Below are 18,404 nucleotides of genomic sequence, written 5' to 3' on the forward strand. Positions count from 1 at the left end.
GTGATTTTTACGTAAACTGATGCGCAATTTTACAGAGAGATGAACCCAAAAAACAACCGAAAACGATGAAAAAATCTGATAATCGACGGGTTGCGCGAGCGTGGTTGGTGCATTTTTATACGGCGCTCGGCGTGCCGGTGGCGCTGCTGGCAACTGTTTCCATCGTCAACGAAGATGCGTTTTCCGCCGCGCTGTGGATCGCGCTGGCGATGGTCATCGACGGCACGGACGGCACTTTTGCCCGAAAATGGGAAGTGAAAAAATACACGCCAAATTTCGACGGACGCAAGCTGGACGATATCACTGATTTTTTGACCTACACGTTTGTGCCGGTGTTTTTTATGCATCAATTTGAATTGCCGGGCGGATACTGGCGATTTGCGCTGTTTGCGATACTGGTTGCCTCGGCATACGGTTTCTGCAACGTTGCCGCGAAAACCAGCGATGGCTTTTTCACGGGATTCCCATCGTATTGGAACGCGGTAGCTATTTATTTGTTTTGGCTGGATTTAGCGGATTGGCAAAGCGGGTTGATTTTACTGGTTTTAGCTGCGCTGACCTTCGCTCCAATCAAGTTTATGTCGTTCAATGAAACGCGGCAATTTCGGGTGATCGACCGGGCATTTTTCGCGCTGTGGGTGGTTATTTTTGTGCTGCTGTTTCGCGAATTTGACGATCCGCGACCGTCGCTGCTGTACGGATCGCTGTTTTATCCGGCGTTTTATTTTCTGGCGTCATTTTATTTGCACTGGCGAACGGGGGGAAAATCGGCTTGACTTTCCCTGCAAAAATCACTAAAGTATGACAAATCGGAATACCAAAAGGAAGTGTATGTCAACGAAAAAAATTGCCATTTCATTGGAAGACAGTCTGCTGCAACAGGTAGATGAACTGGTTGAAAAACGCATTTTTCCCAATCGCAGCAAAGCTATTCAGGAGGCAATCCTCGACAAATTGACCCGGATAAACAAAAGCCGCCTCGCTGTTGAATGCGCAAAACTCGATCCGGATTTTGAAAAAGCGATTGCTGAAGAAGGGATGTCGACGGAGATGGATGAATGGCCAGAATACTGAGGGGCGATATTTATTGGGCGGATCTGAATCCCGTACGCGGCAGAGAGCAGGCTGGCAAACGACCGGTGCTGATCATCAGCCACAACATTTTCAATGCACGATCGGGAACGGTCATCGCAATGGCGATTACCAGTCAACAGCCAACCGCCGGATTTCCATTGACTTTCGAACTGCAAAACCAAGATCTACCAAAAAAGTCATGGGTGAAAATCAGTCAAATCCGCACGCTGTCGGTTGAGCGATTGGATAACAGAATTACCCAGCTTCCGCCTGAAGTTGTTGATAATATTGTAGATGGGTTGAATGAAATAATTGGTAATTGATGTTTTTTAAAGGGGTGCGTTGTGCCGCTTTGGGGCACGTCGACGCCGTGCCCCTACATTTTCCTTTTCCCTTTTTCCTCTATCCTTGCAACGCCGGTTCCTGCTGTGTGAGGCAATGCAGCGTGCCCAATCCCAACACCAAATCCACTGCGTGAATGCCAACTACTTTTCGGTCGGTGAACAATTCTGACAGAATTCCCAACGCAATCCGGTCGTTCGGATCGTTAAACGTCGGCACAATTACCGCTTGATTAGCGATGTAAAAATTGGCGTAACTCGCCGGCAAACGATAGCCGTCGAACATCAGCGGTTCGGGCATCGGTAGCCGGATGATGCTGATTTTCGAGCCATCTTCTAACCGATAACCTTCCAGTCGCTCGCGGTTTTCTTCCAATATTGCATGATTAGGATCGCTGCCATTTGTTTCTTCGCTGAGCACAACCGTGTTGCGATTCACAAATCGGCAAAAATCATCGACGTGCCCGTGCGTATCGTCCCCGGTGATGCCTTTGTTCAGCCAGAGCACATTCGACACACCCAGCGTGTCGCACAGCACCGCTTCGATGTCCGCACGACTGAGCGACGGATTGCGCACCTGCGTTTTCGGATCGAGCAAACATTCTTCGGTGGTGAGCAGCGTTCCGGCGCCGTTCACGTCGATGGCGCCGCCTTCCAGCACCACGTCCACCCCATTTTTGCGGATCGGGATCAGTTGCCGTCCGGTGCGATCGGCAATTTTTTGGGGAATCTGGCAATCCAGCTCCCAATCGTGATATTTTGCCCACGCGTTGAAACGGAATCCGGCGATGGCAATTTCCGGCTGCGGCGATTCGCGTTTGATGAAAATGGGTCCGGTGTCGCGGGTCCACCCGCGATTGGTCGGAAATCGAAAAAATTCGACCTGAGAAAGATCGACGCCGATTCGCGTTAACACGCGTTTGGCTCTATTTTCGAGCGCCTCGTTTTGAATCAAAATATGCAGTTTTTCGCCCGGCGCGATTTTGCGAACCATCTCGCCGTACACCCAGTGGATCGGTGCAATTTTGCCGGGCCAATCTGTGCGATTGTGCGGCCAGCCCAGCCAGGTGGCTTCGTGTTTTTCCCATTCCGCCGGAAAACGAAATCCGGTAAGCTCGGTATTTACAATATTTTCGTTGTTCATTTTCATTATCCAATGTTGCTGTCGTCGATGAATCGTTTGGTAATGTCGCCATATTTGTCAATCCGCCGGTCGCGCAGGAAGGGCCATCCGCGCCGCACTTCCTCAATTCGCGCCGGATTAATTTCCGCGATCAACGTTTCCTCTTTATCGATCGACGCTTCCGCGATGACCACGCCAAACGGGTCGGCTAAAAACGTGGTTCCCCAAAACTGGATGCCCGCTTCGCCGGGAACGGTTTTTTCGTGCCCGATGCGGTTGATTGCCGCAACATACACGCCGTTGGCAATCGCGTGACCGCGCTGAATGGTTCGCCAGGCATCGCGCTGTTCTGCGCCAAGTTGTTGTTTTTCATGGGGATGCCAGCCGATGGCCGTCGGATAAAAGAGGATATCCGCGCCGCGCATCGCGGTCAGTCGCGCGCCTTCCGGGAACCACTGATCCCAACAAATCAGTGTGCCGATTTTCGCCTGCGACGTTTCGAACACTTTGAAACCGAGATCGCCGGGCGTGAAATAAAATTTTTCGTAATACGCCGGATCGTCCGGAATGTGCATTTTGCGATAGATGCCGTCGATCTCGCCAGCCGGATTCAAAATCGCCACGGTATTATGATACAATCCCGCCGCGCGCGCCTCAAACAGCGATGCAACGATGGTCACGTTATGTGATTTCGCCACTTTTGCGAGCGCATCGGTGGACGGTCCGGGAATGTTTTCTGCCAGATTGAACAAATCGACATCTTCGCACTGGCAAAAATATTGCGATCGAAACAGCTCCGGCAGACAGATGATCTGTGCGCCATCTTTCGCTGCCTGTTCGCTGAGATGAATCGCTTTTTGCAGGTTTTCGTCGGGATTTTCCGATGCGGACATTTGCACCAGCCCGACCACATATTTATCACGAGGTTTCATTTTTCCGCCTTTCGTTCAACAAAAATTTCCAAAATAGAACCGTAATAAACTAACGAATCGCGAGAAAATGAAAGTGAAAAGTAAATTTGTGGTTGTCGTTTTTTGCCGCTAAGGCGCGAAGGGCGCAAAGTTGTTAAGGAGAATATGCAGTTAATTCTGAAATCCTGTCTAAAATTAAATAAAAATTGAAATTCAATTAAAGAATCCGCAGATTTTACATTGTGAACTTTGCGCCCATGCGGCAAATATGTTGAAAAAACACCCGGAGCAACCCACATGAAATGGATTCAAAAATCGATCAAGTTAACAGCGAAAAAGCGCGGTTTCCATATTATCACACATGAAATTGAGCGACAAATTCCAGAATTGCGTGATTTGCGAATAGGTGTTGTGCATATTTTTATTCAACATACGTCGGCTTCGCTGAGCATCAACGAGAATGCGTCGTCCGATGTGCGGCTGGATATGGAATCGCATTTCAACGAGATGGTTCCGGAAAATGCACAGTACTATCGCCACACTTTTGAGGGTCCGGACGACATGCCCGCGCATATCAAAGCATCGCTGCTCGGCAGCAGCGTTACGGTTCCGGTGAGCAACGGGCAGTTGAATTTGGGCACCTGGCAGGGCATTTATCTCTGCGAACATCGCGATCACGGTGGATCGCGGCGGCTGGTGGTGACTGCCTGGGGAGAATCGGGTGAGCAGGTTGGGTGAAAAAAGCGGTTAGCGGTTAGCCATTAGCGGTTGGCGGTTTGCCATTAGCGAAACAAAAAAAATCAATTTTAGATTACATTACATCGATCTAATTTTTTCCTCTGTGCTGCTCCGTGCAAAAATGGCAAAAAACATCATTTTACAACATATTTGCGAATCAGATACGCCGGTGTGCAACTCCACGAATGGCAATAGCTATTGACGTGATGGCTGCCATACGGCGATTTCCAGTGATCTTCCGGGTCGAAAATTTCCCAAAATGTGCTCGCGCCCAGCTCCACCATTTTTCCCCAATACGATTGAATCAGCGAAATAGCTTCTGTTTGCAACCCGCATTTGAACATCGCTTCGGCGGTGTAATGGTAGATAAACGGCGTCGCCGGTTTGACGGCGTCCGGTGATTTGATGGTCTCCCGGAGCAATTTTGCACCGGTTGGTGCGTCTACCACCTCTGCCAAAATCATCCAAATTTGCGATGCCCACGATAGCTGCCGCGAATCGCCGCTCAGGAAAAAATACGGTGCATCTTCTGATCGCAATTGCATCGCCGCCGCCGTCATTTTTTCGATGATTTCCGGCAATTTCGCCACTTCATTTTCCCGGGAGATGACTGTGGCGAGCGCCATTATTTGTTTGAACGCATGGATGAACAACCCCTGCATCGCTGCCTGTTTGTCCAGTTCCGGCTGCCAGTCGATGAACACCCAATATTTCCCGTGATCGTGAAACAAGCCGTTTTCGTCGAGATATGCCAACGCGACATCGAGCTGTTTTTTGGCAACAGGCCACAGCCGTTCGGCGGTCTCCCAATCATTGCTATTTTCAGCATAATCAAGAAGATACGCGCCGTACATAATCGCAAAATCGCTGATAAATTCCGTGCTGATGTGCGGCTGCGGCTGTTCGTAAACGCATGCGGGAATGCGTCCGTCATCGTGAGCAAGCCCGGCAAAAAGATGTAAAACGCGTTTGTAAATATCGTAATTTTGGAAGGTCTGATACATCACCTGCGCCATCAACGGTGAATCCGCCAGCCAGAGCCGCCGGTCGCGTTTGGGACCGTCCTCCGGCACGGTTTGGAAGCAATTGCGCAGCGTTCGCAGCGCCACACGATCAATCTCGCGGAGCGATTCTGGGATACGTTCATCACAATATGTTTCGATATCCGGCGGTGCGGACGTCACCGTTTCACAGCGAAAATCGCCAAAACGAAAGCGATAATCGAACGAACAGGCCAACACTTCAATTTTGAGAAAACGGAAGGCAAAGCGCCGGGAAAGCCGCACGGTTTGCGGCAATTCGTCCACAGTGATGATTTCATCCTGCAACCAGGCGCGACTGAGCGATCCCGAATAGGGATCGAACGGTTCGGCAATTTCCGACGGCACTTCGCCGAAAGTAAGTTTCAGCCGGAGCGGTCCGCCCATCGCCGCGCCGTCCAGCGACAGCGAAAATTGCAAATATCCAACGATGTGCTCGCCAAAATCGAGCACAAAATGATCACCTTCCGCAAATGACAATTTCAGCAAATCCGCAACCGGCTGCACATTTTTCATTTGCCAATTTTGGAATGCATCGGCATCGGCAACCGGTTCGACCACAAATTTCGGATATTTTATCTCACGAAATAACGCCGGTTTTAGCGACTCCGCGATTGCCAGCCACTGTTTTTGTTGTTCACCGAAACCCATTTTCAATCCGATGGCGAATTGAGCGGTTCGCTGACGCCAACCGTCGGGCGGACAAATACCAGCACCATTTTGCAGGGTCGATCACCGCGATTGACAATTTTCACCCGTCCACAGGCTGCGGGAATCAGCATCGATTCGAGATATTTGAGCGGCATTTTGCGCCCGTTTTCACCCCAAATTTCCACCGATTCGCCTTCGACCAGATTCACCGCAAATCCGCGATCTGCGGTGTCGAATTCAAATTCCCGCTCAAATTCAGCGCGATGAACGTTGTAAAACGTGAACGATTTATCGTAAAGCACTTCCTCCCGCCAGCCGTCGCCTTCGCGGAGCAACTGCGGTTTGGCGAGTAAATTTTCCTGCACCCATTTTTTGCGTCGATCAAAATAGATGTTCTCGAACGCCCGTTCGATGTTCATCGGGCGAAGATTTCCCTCCAAATCTTTCCGCAGGTAATCGTAAATTTTGAACGTGAAAATGTAGGGCGTTGCGCTGATTTCCAACACCAGATTGCCCGTGCCGCTGCAATGCACCGTGCCGTTAGGAATAAGAAACAGGTCGTGCGGTTTTGCGGGTTCGCTGTTCACGAATTTGTCAAAATCCAGTTCCGTGCCGTTGCGATGTGACGCTTCCAGCGCTGTGCGAAATTCCGCCGGATCGCAATTTTCGGTCAATCCGAGATAGACTTTTGCATCCGGTTTGGCGTTGCTGATGTAATAAGTTTCATCCTGTGTGTATGTTTCGCCAAAGTTTTGGCGCATGAAATTGGGGCGCGGATGACATTGGGTGGACAGATTTCCGCCATCGATGGTATCCAGATAATCCAGCCGGATCGGCCACTCATATTTGAACTGGCGCGCCGCAGCAGCACCCATCACCCGGCGATTTTCCTGAAACAACAGGCAATCGAACGAAAATTCCAGTCGCACACCGTTTTTGGCAATGGTAACACCATTTTCCGGCACGATCATCTCAAACGACCACGCGAAATTGGGTTGCTCGGGATCGAGCCCCATGTGTCCCTGCATGTATTTGCCGCCCCACGGTCCGGGATAAAACCACGGTCGCGGGCGAAACGGGGTTTCGGCAAGTTCGCGGAGCGCTGTTCGCAAATCGCTGCCGCTGACTGCCGCTGGTTTCGCCGAGTCCGTCAGATCGATAAAGCAATCGATTTCCGGCAGCAGCATCCGTTTTTGGCGATTCAGCGCCGGCCAATCGACAAAATAGGTGCGTTTGTAAAAATCGCCGAACGGCAGAATTTCGGTTTCGCCGAGGCAGGTGATTTTTTTCCGGCGGGCGCGAAACTGGATTTCATCTTTGGGCACATCGATGTACCAAATTTGATCAAATAACTCGACCAAACCCGCACCGCAGCCGTAAAATATGGTTAATTTTCCGGATGCCTCACCGCGCGCCATTGCGGCTAAAATGCGATTTTTGGCGATTTTTTCGGCATCGAAAAACACATCCGGTCCCATCGGGAAATGGGTGCCCCACAGCGGATCGTCACCGCCCAAAAACGGCGTGATTTTTTCGCGAATCACTTCGGCAGGCAGCAAGCAATCGCGCACATCCCACCATTCGGGAAAAATATTGTGTTTTGCTAATTGCGCATCGATGCCGGAGCGAAACGCAGCCCAATCCGTGCCATGAAATCCGTCGATCGCCAGCACCCGCAACCCGTGCGGAATTGCTCCGGCAATGCGATCTGCGAGCGCCGGATAGCCACCGGTTATTTCTCCGGCAGAGATTTCAAATTCGGGAAGTGTATCAAATAAACCACGCGGAAAAGTGGTTTGTGATTTTGGCAATGGTGCAACAAACGGATCGCTCGTGTTGGCATCCGGGGAATTTACAGACATCCCAACTCCTTGTTTTCTAGTAATTTAACAATAGGCTTCTTAACCGCAGAGATCGCGAAGTCCGCAGAGGATCCAGAGAAAAAATATCGATATTTCCTCTGCGAACACTGCGTTCTCTCCGGTTTATTTGTTTTAATTAATTTCCATTTTCCAGTTTTGGGTGAAATGCGACGCCGAGCGCGGCGGCAGTGTTGCCCAATTCCGCTTTGCAAATTTGCACTTTTCCGCGCGGAATTGTCCACGCGCGTTTGTTCACCAGCGGGAGCAGTTCGGGCAAAATCAGGTTTGCGCTATTCATTACGCCGCCGCCCAACACCACCCGATCCGGCCCGTAAGCGTGGATCACATTGGTTACTGCAATCGACAAATCCTCAACGTATGCGCGAAAAGTTTCGTAATATGCGCCGCCAATTTCCTGCACACTCTTGAAGAAATCGGGCAGCGGATCATCCAATTTGTGAAATTTTGGGTGCGAATTTAAAATCCGGTGCATCAGCGCCGTTGCAGAGCAATAAATCTCGGCGCAACCGCGATTCCCACAGGCGCATTCCGGACCAAACCGATCGATACTGATGTGTCCGCCGAGAATTCCGCCGAGCACGTCCGCGCCAAAATACGGTTGATTTTCCTTCACAACTGCACAACCCAATCCGGTTCCTAACGTCATACAAATTAACAACTTGCTGCCTTTTCCGGCACCAAATTTCCACTCGCCCCAGGCATAAGCGCGGGCATCGTTTTCCACAACAAACGGAAATCCCAATGCATCTGCAAAGGGCTGGCGCAGGTTTTTTCCGGCGAACATCAGCCCGGCACCGACATCATCTTCCATGATTCCGGTATCCGAATTGATCAGCCCTTTGATTGCCAAACCGCCGGCGTGCACGTCAACATCGCGGACCATTTGCCGGGCGTGATCGATCAGGTTCTCCAGCAAATCGCCTTTTTTGGTAAAATCTGCCAACGGTTGCTCAACAAAACGAAGGGTTTCACCGGATTCGTCAAAAATGCCGGTTTTCAAATTTGTTCCCCCAAAATCCATTCCAAATCTCATTGCTGCACCCCAAAAAAATGAATCAATCCATCGATTAAATGGCGCCGCCAATTGCCCCAGGTGTGTCCTTCGGGGTATTCGCGATAAACAACATCGTAATTTTTTGCTGTCAGCGCATCGCGTAAACGACGGTTACCCGCCAAAAAATCGGTTTCTGCCGCCGGCAAAAACATCCCGCCGACAAAACGTTCAAAATGCCCGATATCCACATATAATCGGATCGGCTTGCGGTCACTTTCGCGAAATGCGTTGATCAACCGGTCATTTTGAAACGAGGCATAACCGGATTGGCTGTATGCCATCCCGAAAATTTCCGGTCGCTGGAACGCGATATACGCGGCAATTAATCCGCCAAACGACGCACCCACAACCAGTCGCGACGACGACGTTGGCTTTGCAAGATAGCGCGAATCGATAAACGGGACGAGCTCATCCGTGTAAAATTTGACAAAATTATCGTTCATTCCATATTGCGTCATCCGGTTTGGCGATGCGGGCAAATGGCGATTGGGCGGCGCCTCAAACACGGCGATAAGCGGCTCGATAAGCGAATCACCAATCAGTTGATCGAGCACATGCGGCACCTGCGCAAACTCGATGTAATCTTCGCCATCCTGAAAATAAACAACAGGATACGACCGTTTTTCTGAAGCGTATTCCGGCGGTAAATACACGTGAACCGTGTGTGAATATCCCAACGCGCCAGCCGGAATTTCATGAGATTGCACACGATCGAATCCCCCTTTTTTGCCGCTGCGATATTCGCGAAACAGCGGATGATGGACGTATTCGGGCATCGTGAGTTCGGATAATTCGCCAAGTCCGTTCAGCGATTTGAAAGGATTGAGCGGATCGACCGCGAGAAATTCGGCATCGTCGATGATCAGGTTGTATTCCAGCCGCGCGTCCGATGGCAGCTCCATTTGCAAAAAAAACAGGTCGGTTTCCGGGATTCGTTCGAAATATTCGGTGGTTTTCCAGTCGGTTAAATCGCCGATGATGCCCACGTTTTGGGCGTCACCGCGATAGAGAAAAGTGACGTTCGTGCCGTTTTCGACCACCGGTGCTCCGGTTTTTTGCACTTGACGAATCAATTCATCGATCAACCGGGATTTTTCCCCGGCATTGCTGATGTGTTTTAATTGATTGATAATTGCGGTTACGTCCATTTTTTCGGCAGCGTTTTTTTTAAGACGATTCGTGATAATTTTTAAGACGATTCGTGATAATTTTAGAGACGATTCGTAATAATTTTAGAGACGATTCGTGAATCGTCTCTACAGTTGGGTGCAGGATTTTTCGCGTTCGATTGCGGCAATGGCGGCAAATTCGGGGATCCATCCCGCATCCGTTTTGCTGAAATATTTGGTCAGATTTTCGGTGGTGACAACCACTGTCGGGGCTACATCGTGAACGACCACGGGCAGCCCGTTGAACACTTTCACCGCCTGATCGATGCAGCGTAAACCCACCCATTCCGGGAACATAGCAGTGCTGGCTTTCCAACTGCCGCCGTTCATCAGCAAATCTTTATCCGCGTCGCCAGCCATGCCGAAACCGACCAGCAGCAGGTTTTTGCTGTCGCATCCCATTTCCTCAACTGCGTGCAATCCGCCGTGGATCGATTCGTCATCCATTCCGAAAACGATGTTGATATCCGGGCGTTTGGCGAATGCACTTTTAGCGAGATTTGCGGAAATATCCACCATCGCCTCGCCGTTGCCGCGTTCGACCAGTTCCGCATCCGGGATGATCGATTTCAACCCGTCGAAAAATCCCTCGCTCCGTAGGAGGCACGGGCGCAAGGTTGGCAGCGCGATATCCAGCACTTTTGCCACGCCCCCGAGATACGATTTTGCATAATGCCCCGCAAATTTTCCGGCTTTTACACCGGCATCGTAATCACAAATTGCCACCATTGTGGTCATTCCCGGCACCGGATTGGCTTCCAGAACGAGCGGAATGTTTGCAGATGTTGCTTTTTCGATCACTTTTGCGATATCCGGCGATGACACCGGCGTCACAATCAGCACATCCACTTTCTCACCAATCAACTCGTCCATCGCGGCGAGTTCGGTTGCCAGCTCCATTTTCGCATCGCGAATCAGCACCTCGATGCCGTATTGCGCGGCACGGGCTTTCATCAAATCCATCACCACTTTATACCATATGTGGAACGAATAATTAACAACGTATCCCACCTTTTTTGGTGGTTTGGCATTAACGAGCGGCAAATTTTTTAACCGCTTCTCGATCAGTTTTATTTTATCTGACATTCTGGCTCCTGTTTAAAAGATAATGGACCAATTTTTTTAGGCGCTTCGTGAAGCGCCTCTACGTTTTCCTTTATCCTTTATCCTTAAATTGGTGTTTCCCAACCTGCGCGTAGTTGAAACCGGGAATCGTCATCGTCCAGCCCGGGCGACCGGGATCCTGATTGTAATGATAATGCCCTTCTTTTTTGAATGCTTCGGCGTATTTGGCAACTTTGTCCTCATCGAGCTCCACACCCAAACCGGGACCGGTCGGCACGGTCATATCGCCATTTTCACATTTGATTTTACCACCTTTGATGATGTCGTCCACCACATGGTGATAGTGCGCATCTGCCGGAAATGCGAGATTTGGCAGCGACGCCGCCAGTTGCAGCATCGCCGCGAGCGAGATGCCCAGTTCGCCGCCGCTGTGCATCGAAACACCCAGCCCGAACACATCGCAAACGAATGCCGCTTTTCGCGCAGTAGTGATACCGCCCCAGAAATGCGGATCGATCAAAATCACATCCACTGCGTCCATTTTGATGCCCGGCGCCAACTGATCTGGATTAACCACGATGTGGTTGGTCGCCAACGGCATAAACGTTTGTTTTTTGACGCGCGCCATCGCGGCCATGCCCCATACCGGATCTTCAAAATATTCGATATCCAGCGGCTCAATCTGTTTGGCAACCCAAATGGCATCCTCCACCGACCAAACGCAATTGGGATCGACCCGGATTTTGTGGTGTGGAAAATGTGCCCGCAGCGCTTTGGTTACCTCAACATCGTGCGCGGGCGGGAAAACGCCACCTTTTAATTTCAGCGATGTGAAGCCATGCTCGTCCACCAGATTTTGGGCATGAACCACCATCTGTTCTGCGGTCTCCTCCCCACCCTTTCCGTCGCGTTCGTAGCGATAAAACAGGTAAGCAGCAAACGGAATTTTGTCGCGCACTTTCCCGCCGATGAGGTCGCAAACCGGACGTCCGGTGGCTTTTCCCATAATGTCCAGACAGGCAAATTCAATGGGCGCAAGTACCTGTAATTTAGAAGTATAGGCAGATAAAATCGGGTTGTTCACTTTCCAGCGGAGCATCTCCAAATTAAACGGATCGTGTCCGGCAAGCGTGGATTTCATACCCTCGATTTCCGCTTCCAGTGAGTTACCACCGCCGCCCACTTCTCCCAATCCGACAATACCTTCATCGGTGAATACCTGCACAACAGTGCGCACAAATCGCCCCGGATGCGAGCCTGCCGCATGACGCAGCGGCGCTTCTAACGGCACGGATACAGTGGTCGCTTTGATATCAGTTATTTTCATAAATTTCCCCTTCGGAGAAGGATAAAGGATAAGTGATAAAGGATAAAGTTACATTTTTCAGTTTATCCTTTATCCTTCACCCTTTATCCTTATATCAACGTTATTTCCAACAAGTGTGGATAATATTCCTCAAATTCAACATAAGTGACGTAAATAATGCGCCCGTTTTCCCGGCTCAGCGAGGGATGCGCTTTGGCTGCGTAAACCAGTGGCGGATATGGCAACGGCGTTTGGCGAACCGGTGTAATTTGAGTAATTTCAACAGGTTCGCTCCACGGTCCCCACGGTTGCGGTGCTGTTCGGGCGACGATTTTTCCGGTGATATTCAGCGAATGCACCGCGAGATAGCAACCGAGATATTCGTTCCAGTTTACCGATTGCTCATTCGGCGGACCGTCGAAAACCGGTACGGCGTCATCCACATTTTTGCGCCAGCGATTGTCACCGGCGAAAAATTCGTAGCTGTCGCGATCTTCGAGCGCAGCCACCGGCACACGCGCGAGATGCGATTGCTGAACAAACTGGGCATCCATTTTCACGCCGTAGAGATAAATCCAATGTTTATCGGCACTTAACAGCGCGGCAGAGCCGAACTGCGGGTCTTTTTTTCGCCAAAATAAATCCGAACCGTTGTGATAAACACGCTCAAATTTCCACTCGCCGACGGTGCCGACCGCCATTCCCGATCCCAAAATATCAAAATTCACCGGGAACGGGCCGTCGTTGAGCATCTCTACTTTCACGAAAAAAAGATAGATTTTCTCGCCGATGGCAATGCCGTGCATGCACCACACCCGGATTTCATCATGATGTTCGTCCGGTAGCAGCGGAATCAACGTGCGGATTTCGCCGTCATCATCGAGAATATATTTGAAATCGCGCAGCCCGTTGCGGGCATCATGATTGTCGATCAGCAACCCGCAATTGTTGACCATCCGGCGAATGCTACCGCGACCGCTCATGTCTTTCGGTCCGACCGGCTGCCCGCCGGGATACCAGATACTTTCGCCGGGAACGCGGCTGCCGATGAGCGTATCGCCGAAAAAAAACAGCGTTTGCCCGTTGTTCAGCGGAATGGAATATGCGCCGTCCTGCCCGACCATTTGGTGCGGATTGTCGGTCAGTTGCGGTCCTAAATCGCGAATGCTTGCTATTTTTACAGCCGGTGATGTCATGATTTTGTGCCGGTAATTTTACAGATTATCCGGCGCGTCAATGCCGCGCCGTTACATGTCCTAAAAAAAGGTGGAGAGCAAACCGCCATCGATCAAATATGCCGAGCCGGTGATGAACGGCGCGCGATCGCTCGCCAAAAACAGTACGAGTTCCGCCACTTCTTCGGGTCGTCCAACGCGCCCGACCGGATGGAATTTGCCCCATTCTTTGATGAGGTCGTCCGGGCTTTTTTCGGGCGTGGCGAGATCGTTGGCGGCAAAACGGAGCATCGGCGTATCAACTGAGCCGGGGCAAATCGCGTTGCAGCGAATGTTATCTTTGGCAAAATCCACCGCGATGCTGCGGGTCAGTGCCAAAATGCCCGCTTTCGATGTAGTGTATGGCGCAACGTTCGGCTGGCAGGCAAAACTCTGCACAGACGCCGTGTTGATAATCGCACCGCCGCCGCGTTTTTTCATTTCCGGGATGCAGTATTTGGCGCAAAGAAATACAGATTTCAGATTCACGCCCAACACAAAATCCCATTCTTCTTCGGGCGTGCTGACCACGTTGCCGTAATGCTGGATGCCGGCATTGTTGTGCAAAATATCGATTCCGCCGAATGCCTTTACCGCAGCCTGCGGAATGTTCTGCACATCGGCAGCTTTGGCAACATCGGCTTTCACGAAAACGGCGTTACCGCCGGAAGATTCGATTTCCGAAACCACCGCTTTTCCGGCAGAATCATCCAGATCGACAACGACAACGGATGCACCTTTTTCAGCAAACAGTGTTGCTGTTGCCCTGCCGATCCCCTTCCCCGCTCCGGTTACAACCGCAACTTTGTTTTGGAATTCCATGATTTACCTTGATTTTCACCAGTTTAAAAGCAGGCATCCGGCTGAGTGATTCAACCGGACACCCGCCAATTTCAATCTTTTTCAGAGAAACACAACGTCAATAAAACGATTAGCGAACCAGCATCATTTTGCGGGTTTCAGAATAATTCCCAGCAGTCAGGCGATAGACGTAAACACCGCTGGTGAGATTCGTCGCATCGAAATTCACTTCGTAGCTGCCGGCTTCTTTTGTGCCTTTCACCAATTGCGCAACTTCTTTTCCGCTCACATCGAACACAGTCAATTTCACATCGCTGCTGGTTTTTACGGAATAGCGAATGGTGGTCGATGGGTTGAACGGATTCGGATAGTTTTGTTCGAGCGCGAAATCTGTCAATTGCGGGCGATCGTCTTCGATGCCAACTGTCCCGACAGTCAGTGAATTTCCAAGGCTGATATCCGTTTCCGTCGGGCTACCGAAATTGTAATCTGCGGTCGATGTGAAATACCCGAGATCGTATTGTCCGGCAGCACCTGCGGTCATATTTACCGTAACCGATACATAATTGGTGTCCGTTCCGATCCAGTTTTGCAATGGTCCTTGATACACATACCAATCCATACCTGCCGGCGGCGGATAGTAGGTCATCAACGAATCATACCAGTGATCTGTGCCTGCACCCGGTTGAATATCTACACTGTCCGGATGGAGAAAATCCATAAATTCCGGACCGTAATCCCCATCGTATTCGATGCTGTTTACGGTGAAATCCGTCGGGATTAAGAGCGCAACCAAACCGGCAGACGGACCGCCACCGGGGCAACCGCAACCGGTTTCATCCAATGCAACTTCGATCGTCGCTTCAAAAGTTGCACCCGGGAGGACACTTGAGGGTTGAATAATTTGCAGGATGTCGAGACATCCGCTGACCAGAAAAAGCAATGCGACCAGAGTTGCCGGTACGGCAAATTTCTTTAACGTTTGTCGCTGCATACTGGACTCCTTTCTGTTAGATTGAGTATTGTTTTGTGTGACCGATACAATTTATATTTAAATAATAAACAATAAGTTACGAAACTTTTCCATTTATTGAAACATGGTTCACTTCTGATAAGCCGGTGTAAATTGCCGCAGTCATCGAAGCGCTGATTTGCCCGTTCGGCGGCAGCACCAAATGCGTTTTTTGTTTGACGACATCCGACAAACCCGACGTCGGCAAACTCGTCCACGGCTCCAGCCCGATGTTGTAAGTGTTGCTGAACCACGGATACCCCTGCCCACCGTTGAACACCTGCCAATACCACAAATAGCGGAACACATCGCCCGTCCAGCGAAGCGCGAATCCGACCTGTTTTTGGGTGTGGGTAAGTGCGAACCACGGTTCTTTCAAATCCAGAAAATAAGTCATGTCTTCCGATTTGCGGGATTTTGGGGGAATCACGCGGAAATCCTCATCTTTGCCATCGCGATTTTTGGCGAACGGAAACGGGTATTTTTTCGCCGGATGGAAGCGGTGATTTTTGGAATATTCCACCGGATGAATGTAGATTTCCGATGCCGGCGTATCGATGCGGCAATGTTCATCCAGAAACGGTTCGCCGAAAGTAAGGTGATGTCCCCACATAAAATCCAGTTTTTCCGGGCATTCGTTGAACAGTTTTTCTTCGATGAACAGCGCCGGATTGCCGCGTTTCAGCGTGAGTGTTTTTTCCACCCGAACCGGCGTGCGAATGGCGCGAACGGAAAATTTGCAACTGATTTCCTCTGGCGAATCGTTGAGAATTTCGCAGCGCCAGGGCAGGTTGCAAACCTCGCCGTGCTGACCGTACGGAATGCCGTTGTGCACATTCGCCGGTCCGCCGGACGGCAGAATTTCCTGCCAGCAGCCTTCGTAAAAATCCATAAACGGACCGTTTTCTGTGGCGTTTGTGGGCAGTCCGCGATTGGGATTGCGCAGTTCGCCGGGTCGTCGCCACATAAAATCGATGTCCAGCGGTTTATACAAAAATTCGTAAATGTCGCTGCCTTTGTCCGCCAAAATAGTGATGCGCAACAGCTCGTTTTCCATCACAACGGTTTTCATGCCTTTCAATTGCCAGTCATCGGAAATGCGGCAGCCGTAATTTCGATTGGGGTGTGTCATTTTTTTGTCCTGTTTTGGTGATTCAAAACCGCGAAATTTTTGTTTTTTTTGTTCTTTTCATTTTTGGCGTTTCGTGAAACGCCGCTACATTTTTTGGCACGTCACCGCCGTGCTCCTACTTTATCCTTTTTCCTTTACCCTTTATCCTTTAATACCACTGGTTGTGAATGCCTGAATAAAATATTTTTGGAAGAAAAAGAAAATCAGGATGACCGGCACCATCATCAAAACCGATGCGGCCATCAGCAATCCCCATTCATTTTGGTGCTGTCCGGTGAACATCGCCAAACCGAGCGCCAGCGTGCCCTTCATTTGGTCGGACAGATAAATCAGCGGTCCCAAAAAGTCGTTCCAGCTAAACAGAAATGTTAATATTGCGACCGTTGCGAGCGCCGGTTTTGCCAGCGGCAACACGATATTCCAATAGATGCGAAACTCTGAACAACCGTCGATTCGCGCCGCATCGAACAGCGAATTGGGAATCGTGAGAAAAAATTGCCGCAGCAAAAATATGTTGAACGCGCCGCCGCCCAAAAATGCCGGTACCGTCAGTGGCTTGAAAGTGTTCAGCCAGCCGAGATCTTTGAACATCACGAACACAGGAATCATGGTCACCTGCATCGGCAGCATCATGGTTGTGAGCACAAAATAGAACAGCAGATCGCGACCGGGCCAGCGCAGGCAGGCAAAGGCATACGCGACCAGTGAACTGGAAAGTACTGTGCCGATAATCGCCACCACCGTGATGAATGTGGAATTGAGAAAATAGGTCAAAAAGGGCATCCGGCGAAACACTTCGGCGTAATTTTCCCAATGCGGTGACGACGGGATGAACTCCGGCGGGATCGCGAAAATCTGCTCATTGCCTTTCAGCGAAGTGGAAACCACCCACATGAATGGCAGAATGAGTATCGCCCCGCAGATCGCCAATGCGATGTATGTTCCTGTTTTTTTTAAGATAACAGCTCCAATCTATTTGCCATCATAGTGCACCCACAGCTTGCCGAGCCGGAATTGCAGCAGCGTGATCAGCAGTGTAATCACCAGCAAAATCCAGGCGAGCGCAGATGCGTAGCCCATCGCAAAATCGTCAAATGCTTTGTAATAGAGATACAAATTGTAAAACAGCGTCGAGTTGAGCGGACCGCCTTTGGTCATCACATATGCCTCGGTGAACACTTGCAGCGATACAATCACATCGAGAATTGTCCACAGAAAAATGACCGGCGAAAGCATCGGCACCGTAACAAACCGAAATTTGTGCCACCAACTGCCGCCGTCGATTTCCACACTTTCATACAGCGCTTTGGGGATACTTTGCAGCGCCGCCAGAAAAACCAGCATCCGCCCGCCGCCGATGGACCACATGCTCATTAGCACCATCGCCGGTTTGGACCATTCCGTGCTTTGCAGCCAGAGCGGTCCGGGAATCCCGAAAAACGCCAGCACAATATTCACCAATCCGTAATTGGGATGGAGCATCCACATCCACAATACCGACAGCGAAACGCCGGTGACAATCGACGGCACGAAATACGCCGTTCGGAAAAAGCGAATCCCGCGCACGGATTGGTTGACCATCACTGCCAGCAGCAGCGATCCCAAAATACCCAGCGGCGTACGCAGCGCCGTGTAAAACAGCGTATTCCAGATCGATTGCCAAAAATACGGATCATGAAACAGCAATTCGTTGTAATTTGCCATCCCGATGTATTGCGGCACGCGCAGCACGTCGTAATGGCAAAGGCTGTAATACAGCGACATACCCATCGGATACAGCCCGAATGCGATAAACCCGATCACCCACGGCGAAATAAAGGCATACGCCAGCAACGCCTGTTTGCGCTGCAACGGATTTTTGAATGTTTGGGTAAAGGAGTTTTGCATTTA

The 18,404-nt window shown here is 50.4% G+C and carries 18 protein-coding genes; 4 read left to right on the top strand and 14 right to left on the bottom strand.

Features of this window, described 5'->3' with window-relative positions; translation table 11 throughout:
• Nucleotides 1–65: 65 nt before the first annotated feature.
• From H6629_18885 to H6629_18895, 3 genes are read left to right on the top strand one after another with little or no spacing between them, the layout of a single operon-like run.
• Nucleotides 66–776 carry a hypothetical protein gene (locus H6629_18885; GenBank protein ID MCB9069848.1) on the top strand — a complete coding sequence of 237 codons (711 nt, stop codon included), beginning with the start codon at nucleotides 66–68 and terminating at the stop codon, nucleotides 774–776.
• A gap of 55 nt (nucleotides 777–831) precedes the next feature.
• Nucleotides 832–1,074, top strand: a complete 243-nt coding sequence (locus H6629_18890; GenBank protein MCB9069849.1) for a ribbon-helix-helix protein, CopG family — start codon at nucleotides 832–834, stop codon at nucleotides 1,072–1,074.
• Entirely contained in the window at nucleotides 1,059–1,397 is a 339-nt protein-coding gene (locus tag H6629_18895) for a type II toxin-antitoxin system PemK/MazF family toxin (protein MCB9069850.1), read from the top strand. Before H6629_18890 ends, H6629_18895 begins: the two co-directional genes overlap by 16 nt.
• A 79-nt stretch (nucleotides 1,398–1,476) precedes the next feature.
• Here the strand turns inward: H6629_18895 and H6629_18900 are convergent, their stop codons facing one another.
• Nucleotides 1,477–2,559 (bottom strand): agmatine deiminase family protein, encoded by a 1,083-nt coding sequence (locus tag H6629_18900; GenBank protein ID MCB9069851.1) that lies wholly within the window; start codon nucleotides 2,557–2,559, stop codon nucleotides 1,477–1,479.
• Nucleotides 2,560–2,564: 5 nt separating this feature from the next.
• Complete coding sequence (locus tag H6629_18905) at nucleotides 2,565–3,470, bottom strand: carbon-nitrogen hydrolase (protein ID MCB9069852.1); 906 nt, start codon at nucleotides 3,468–3,470, stop codon at nucleotides 2,565–2,567.
• Nucleotides 3,471–3,746: 276 nt separating this feature from the next.
• On the opposite strand from H6629_18905, the gene H6629_18910 reads away from it, so the two are divergent.
• A complete protein-coding gene (locus tag H6629_18910) occupies nucleotides 3,747–4,187 on the top strand; it encodes a YjbQ family protein (GenBank protein MCB9069853.1) in 441 nt (146 codons plus the stop codon).
• Between the two features lie 134 nt (nucleotides 4,188–4,321).
• On the opposite strand, the gene H6629_18915 is transcribed toward H6629_18910, so the two are convergent.
• The 12 genes from H6629_18915 to H6629_18970 all read right to left on the bottom strand — a co-directional run bounded on the left by H6629_18915 (nucleotide 4,322) and on the right by H6629_18970 (nucleotide 18,401).
• Nucleotides 4,322–5,878 carry a sugar hydrolase gene (locus H6629_18915; protein MCB9069854.1) on the bottom strand — a complete coding sequence of 519 codons (1,557 nt, stop codon included), beginning with the start codon at nucleotides 5,876–5,878 and terminating at the stop codon, nucleotides 4,322–4,324.
• 2 nt (nucleotides 5,879–5,880) lie between these two features.
• Entirely contained in the window at nucleotides 5,881–7,740 is a 1,860-nt protein-coding gene (locus H6629_18920; protein MCB9069855.1) for a class I mannose-6-phosphate isomerase, read from the bottom strand.
• Nucleotides 7,741–7,876: 136 nt separating this feature from the next.
• Nucleotides 7,877–8,794, bottom strand: a complete 918-nt coding sequence (locus H6629_18925) for an ROK family protein (GenBank protein MCB9069856.1) — start codon at nucleotides 8,792–8,794, stop codon at nucleotides 7,877–7,879.
• Nucleotides 8,791–9,963: a hypothetical protein gene (locus tag H6629_18930; GenBank protein ID MCB9069857.1), complete on the bottom strand. Its 1,173-nt coding sequence runs from the start codon at nucleotides 9,961–9,963 to the stop codon at nucleotides 8,791–8,793. Before H6629_18930 ends, H6629_18925 begins: the two co-directional genes overlap by 4 nt.
• A gap of 108 nt (nucleotides 9,964–10,071) precedes the next feature.
• Nucleotides 10,072–11,070 carry a sugar ABC transporter substrate-binding protein gene (locus tag H6629_18935; protein ID MCB9069858.1) on the bottom strand — a complete coding sequence of 333 codons (999 nt, stop codon included), beginning with the start codon at nucleotides 11,068–11,070 and terminating at the stop codon, nucleotides 10,072–10,074.
• A gap of 70 nt (nucleotides 11,071–11,140) precedes the next feature.
• On the bottom strand, nucleotides 11,141–12,376 hold the full coding sequence (locus H6629_18940) for a mandelate racemase (GenBank protein ID MCB9069859.1): 1,236 nt from the start codon (nucleotides 12,374–12,376) through the stop codon (nucleotides 11,141–11,143).
• A gap of 89 nt (nucleotides 12,377–12,465) precedes the next feature.
• Nucleotides 12,466–13,551, bottom strand: coding sequence for a DUF4185 domain-containing protein (locus H6629_18945; GenBank protein MCB9069860.1), 1,086 nt, complete (start codon nucleotides 13,549–13,551; stop codon nucleotides 12,466–12,468).
• A gap of 60 nt (nucleotides 13,552–13,611) precedes the next feature.
• The gene (locus tag H6629_18950) at nucleotides 13,612–14,391 is read right to left on the bottom strand and encodes a glucose 1-dehydrogenase (GenBank protein MCB9069861.1); all 780 of its coding nucleotides are present in this window, start codon (nucleotides 14,389–14,391) and stop codon (nucleotides 13,612–13,614) included.
• Nucleotides 14,392–14,500: 109 nt separating this feature from the next.
• Complete coding sequence (locus tag H6629_18955; protein ID MCB9069862.1) at nucleotides 14,501–15,364, bottom strand: T9SS type A sorting domain-containing protein; 864 nt, start codon at nucleotides 15,362–15,364, stop codon at nucleotides 14,501–14,503.
• Nucleotides 15,365–15,440: 76 nt separating this feature from the next.
• Nucleotides 15,441–16,514, bottom strand: coding sequence for a DUF4432 family protein (locus H6629_18960; GenBank protein MCB9069863.1), 1,074 nt, complete (start codon nucleotides 16,512–16,514; stop codon nucleotides 15,441–15,443).
• Nucleotides 16,515–16,655: 141 nt separating this feature from the next.
• Complete coding sequence (locus H6629_18965; GenBank protein ID MCB9069864.1) at nucleotides 16,656–17,408, bottom strand: carbohydrate ABC transporter permease; 753 nt, start codon at nucleotides 17,406–17,408, stop codon at nucleotides 16,656–16,658.
• Nucleotides 17,409–17,486: 78 nt separating this feature from the next.
• Nucleotides 17,487–18,401: a sugar ABC transporter permease gene (locus H6629_18970; protein MCB9069865.1), complete on the bottom strand. Its 915-nt coding sequence runs from the start codon at nucleotides 18,399–18,401 to the stop codon at nucleotides 17,487–17,489.
• Nucleotides 18,402–18,404: the final 3 nt, after the last annotated feature.

The sequence above is a fragment of the Calditrichia bacterium genome, assembly GCA_020634975.1.
Classification (GTDB): domain Bacteria; phylum Calditrichota; class Calditrichia; order RBG-13-44-9; family J075; genus JACKAQ01.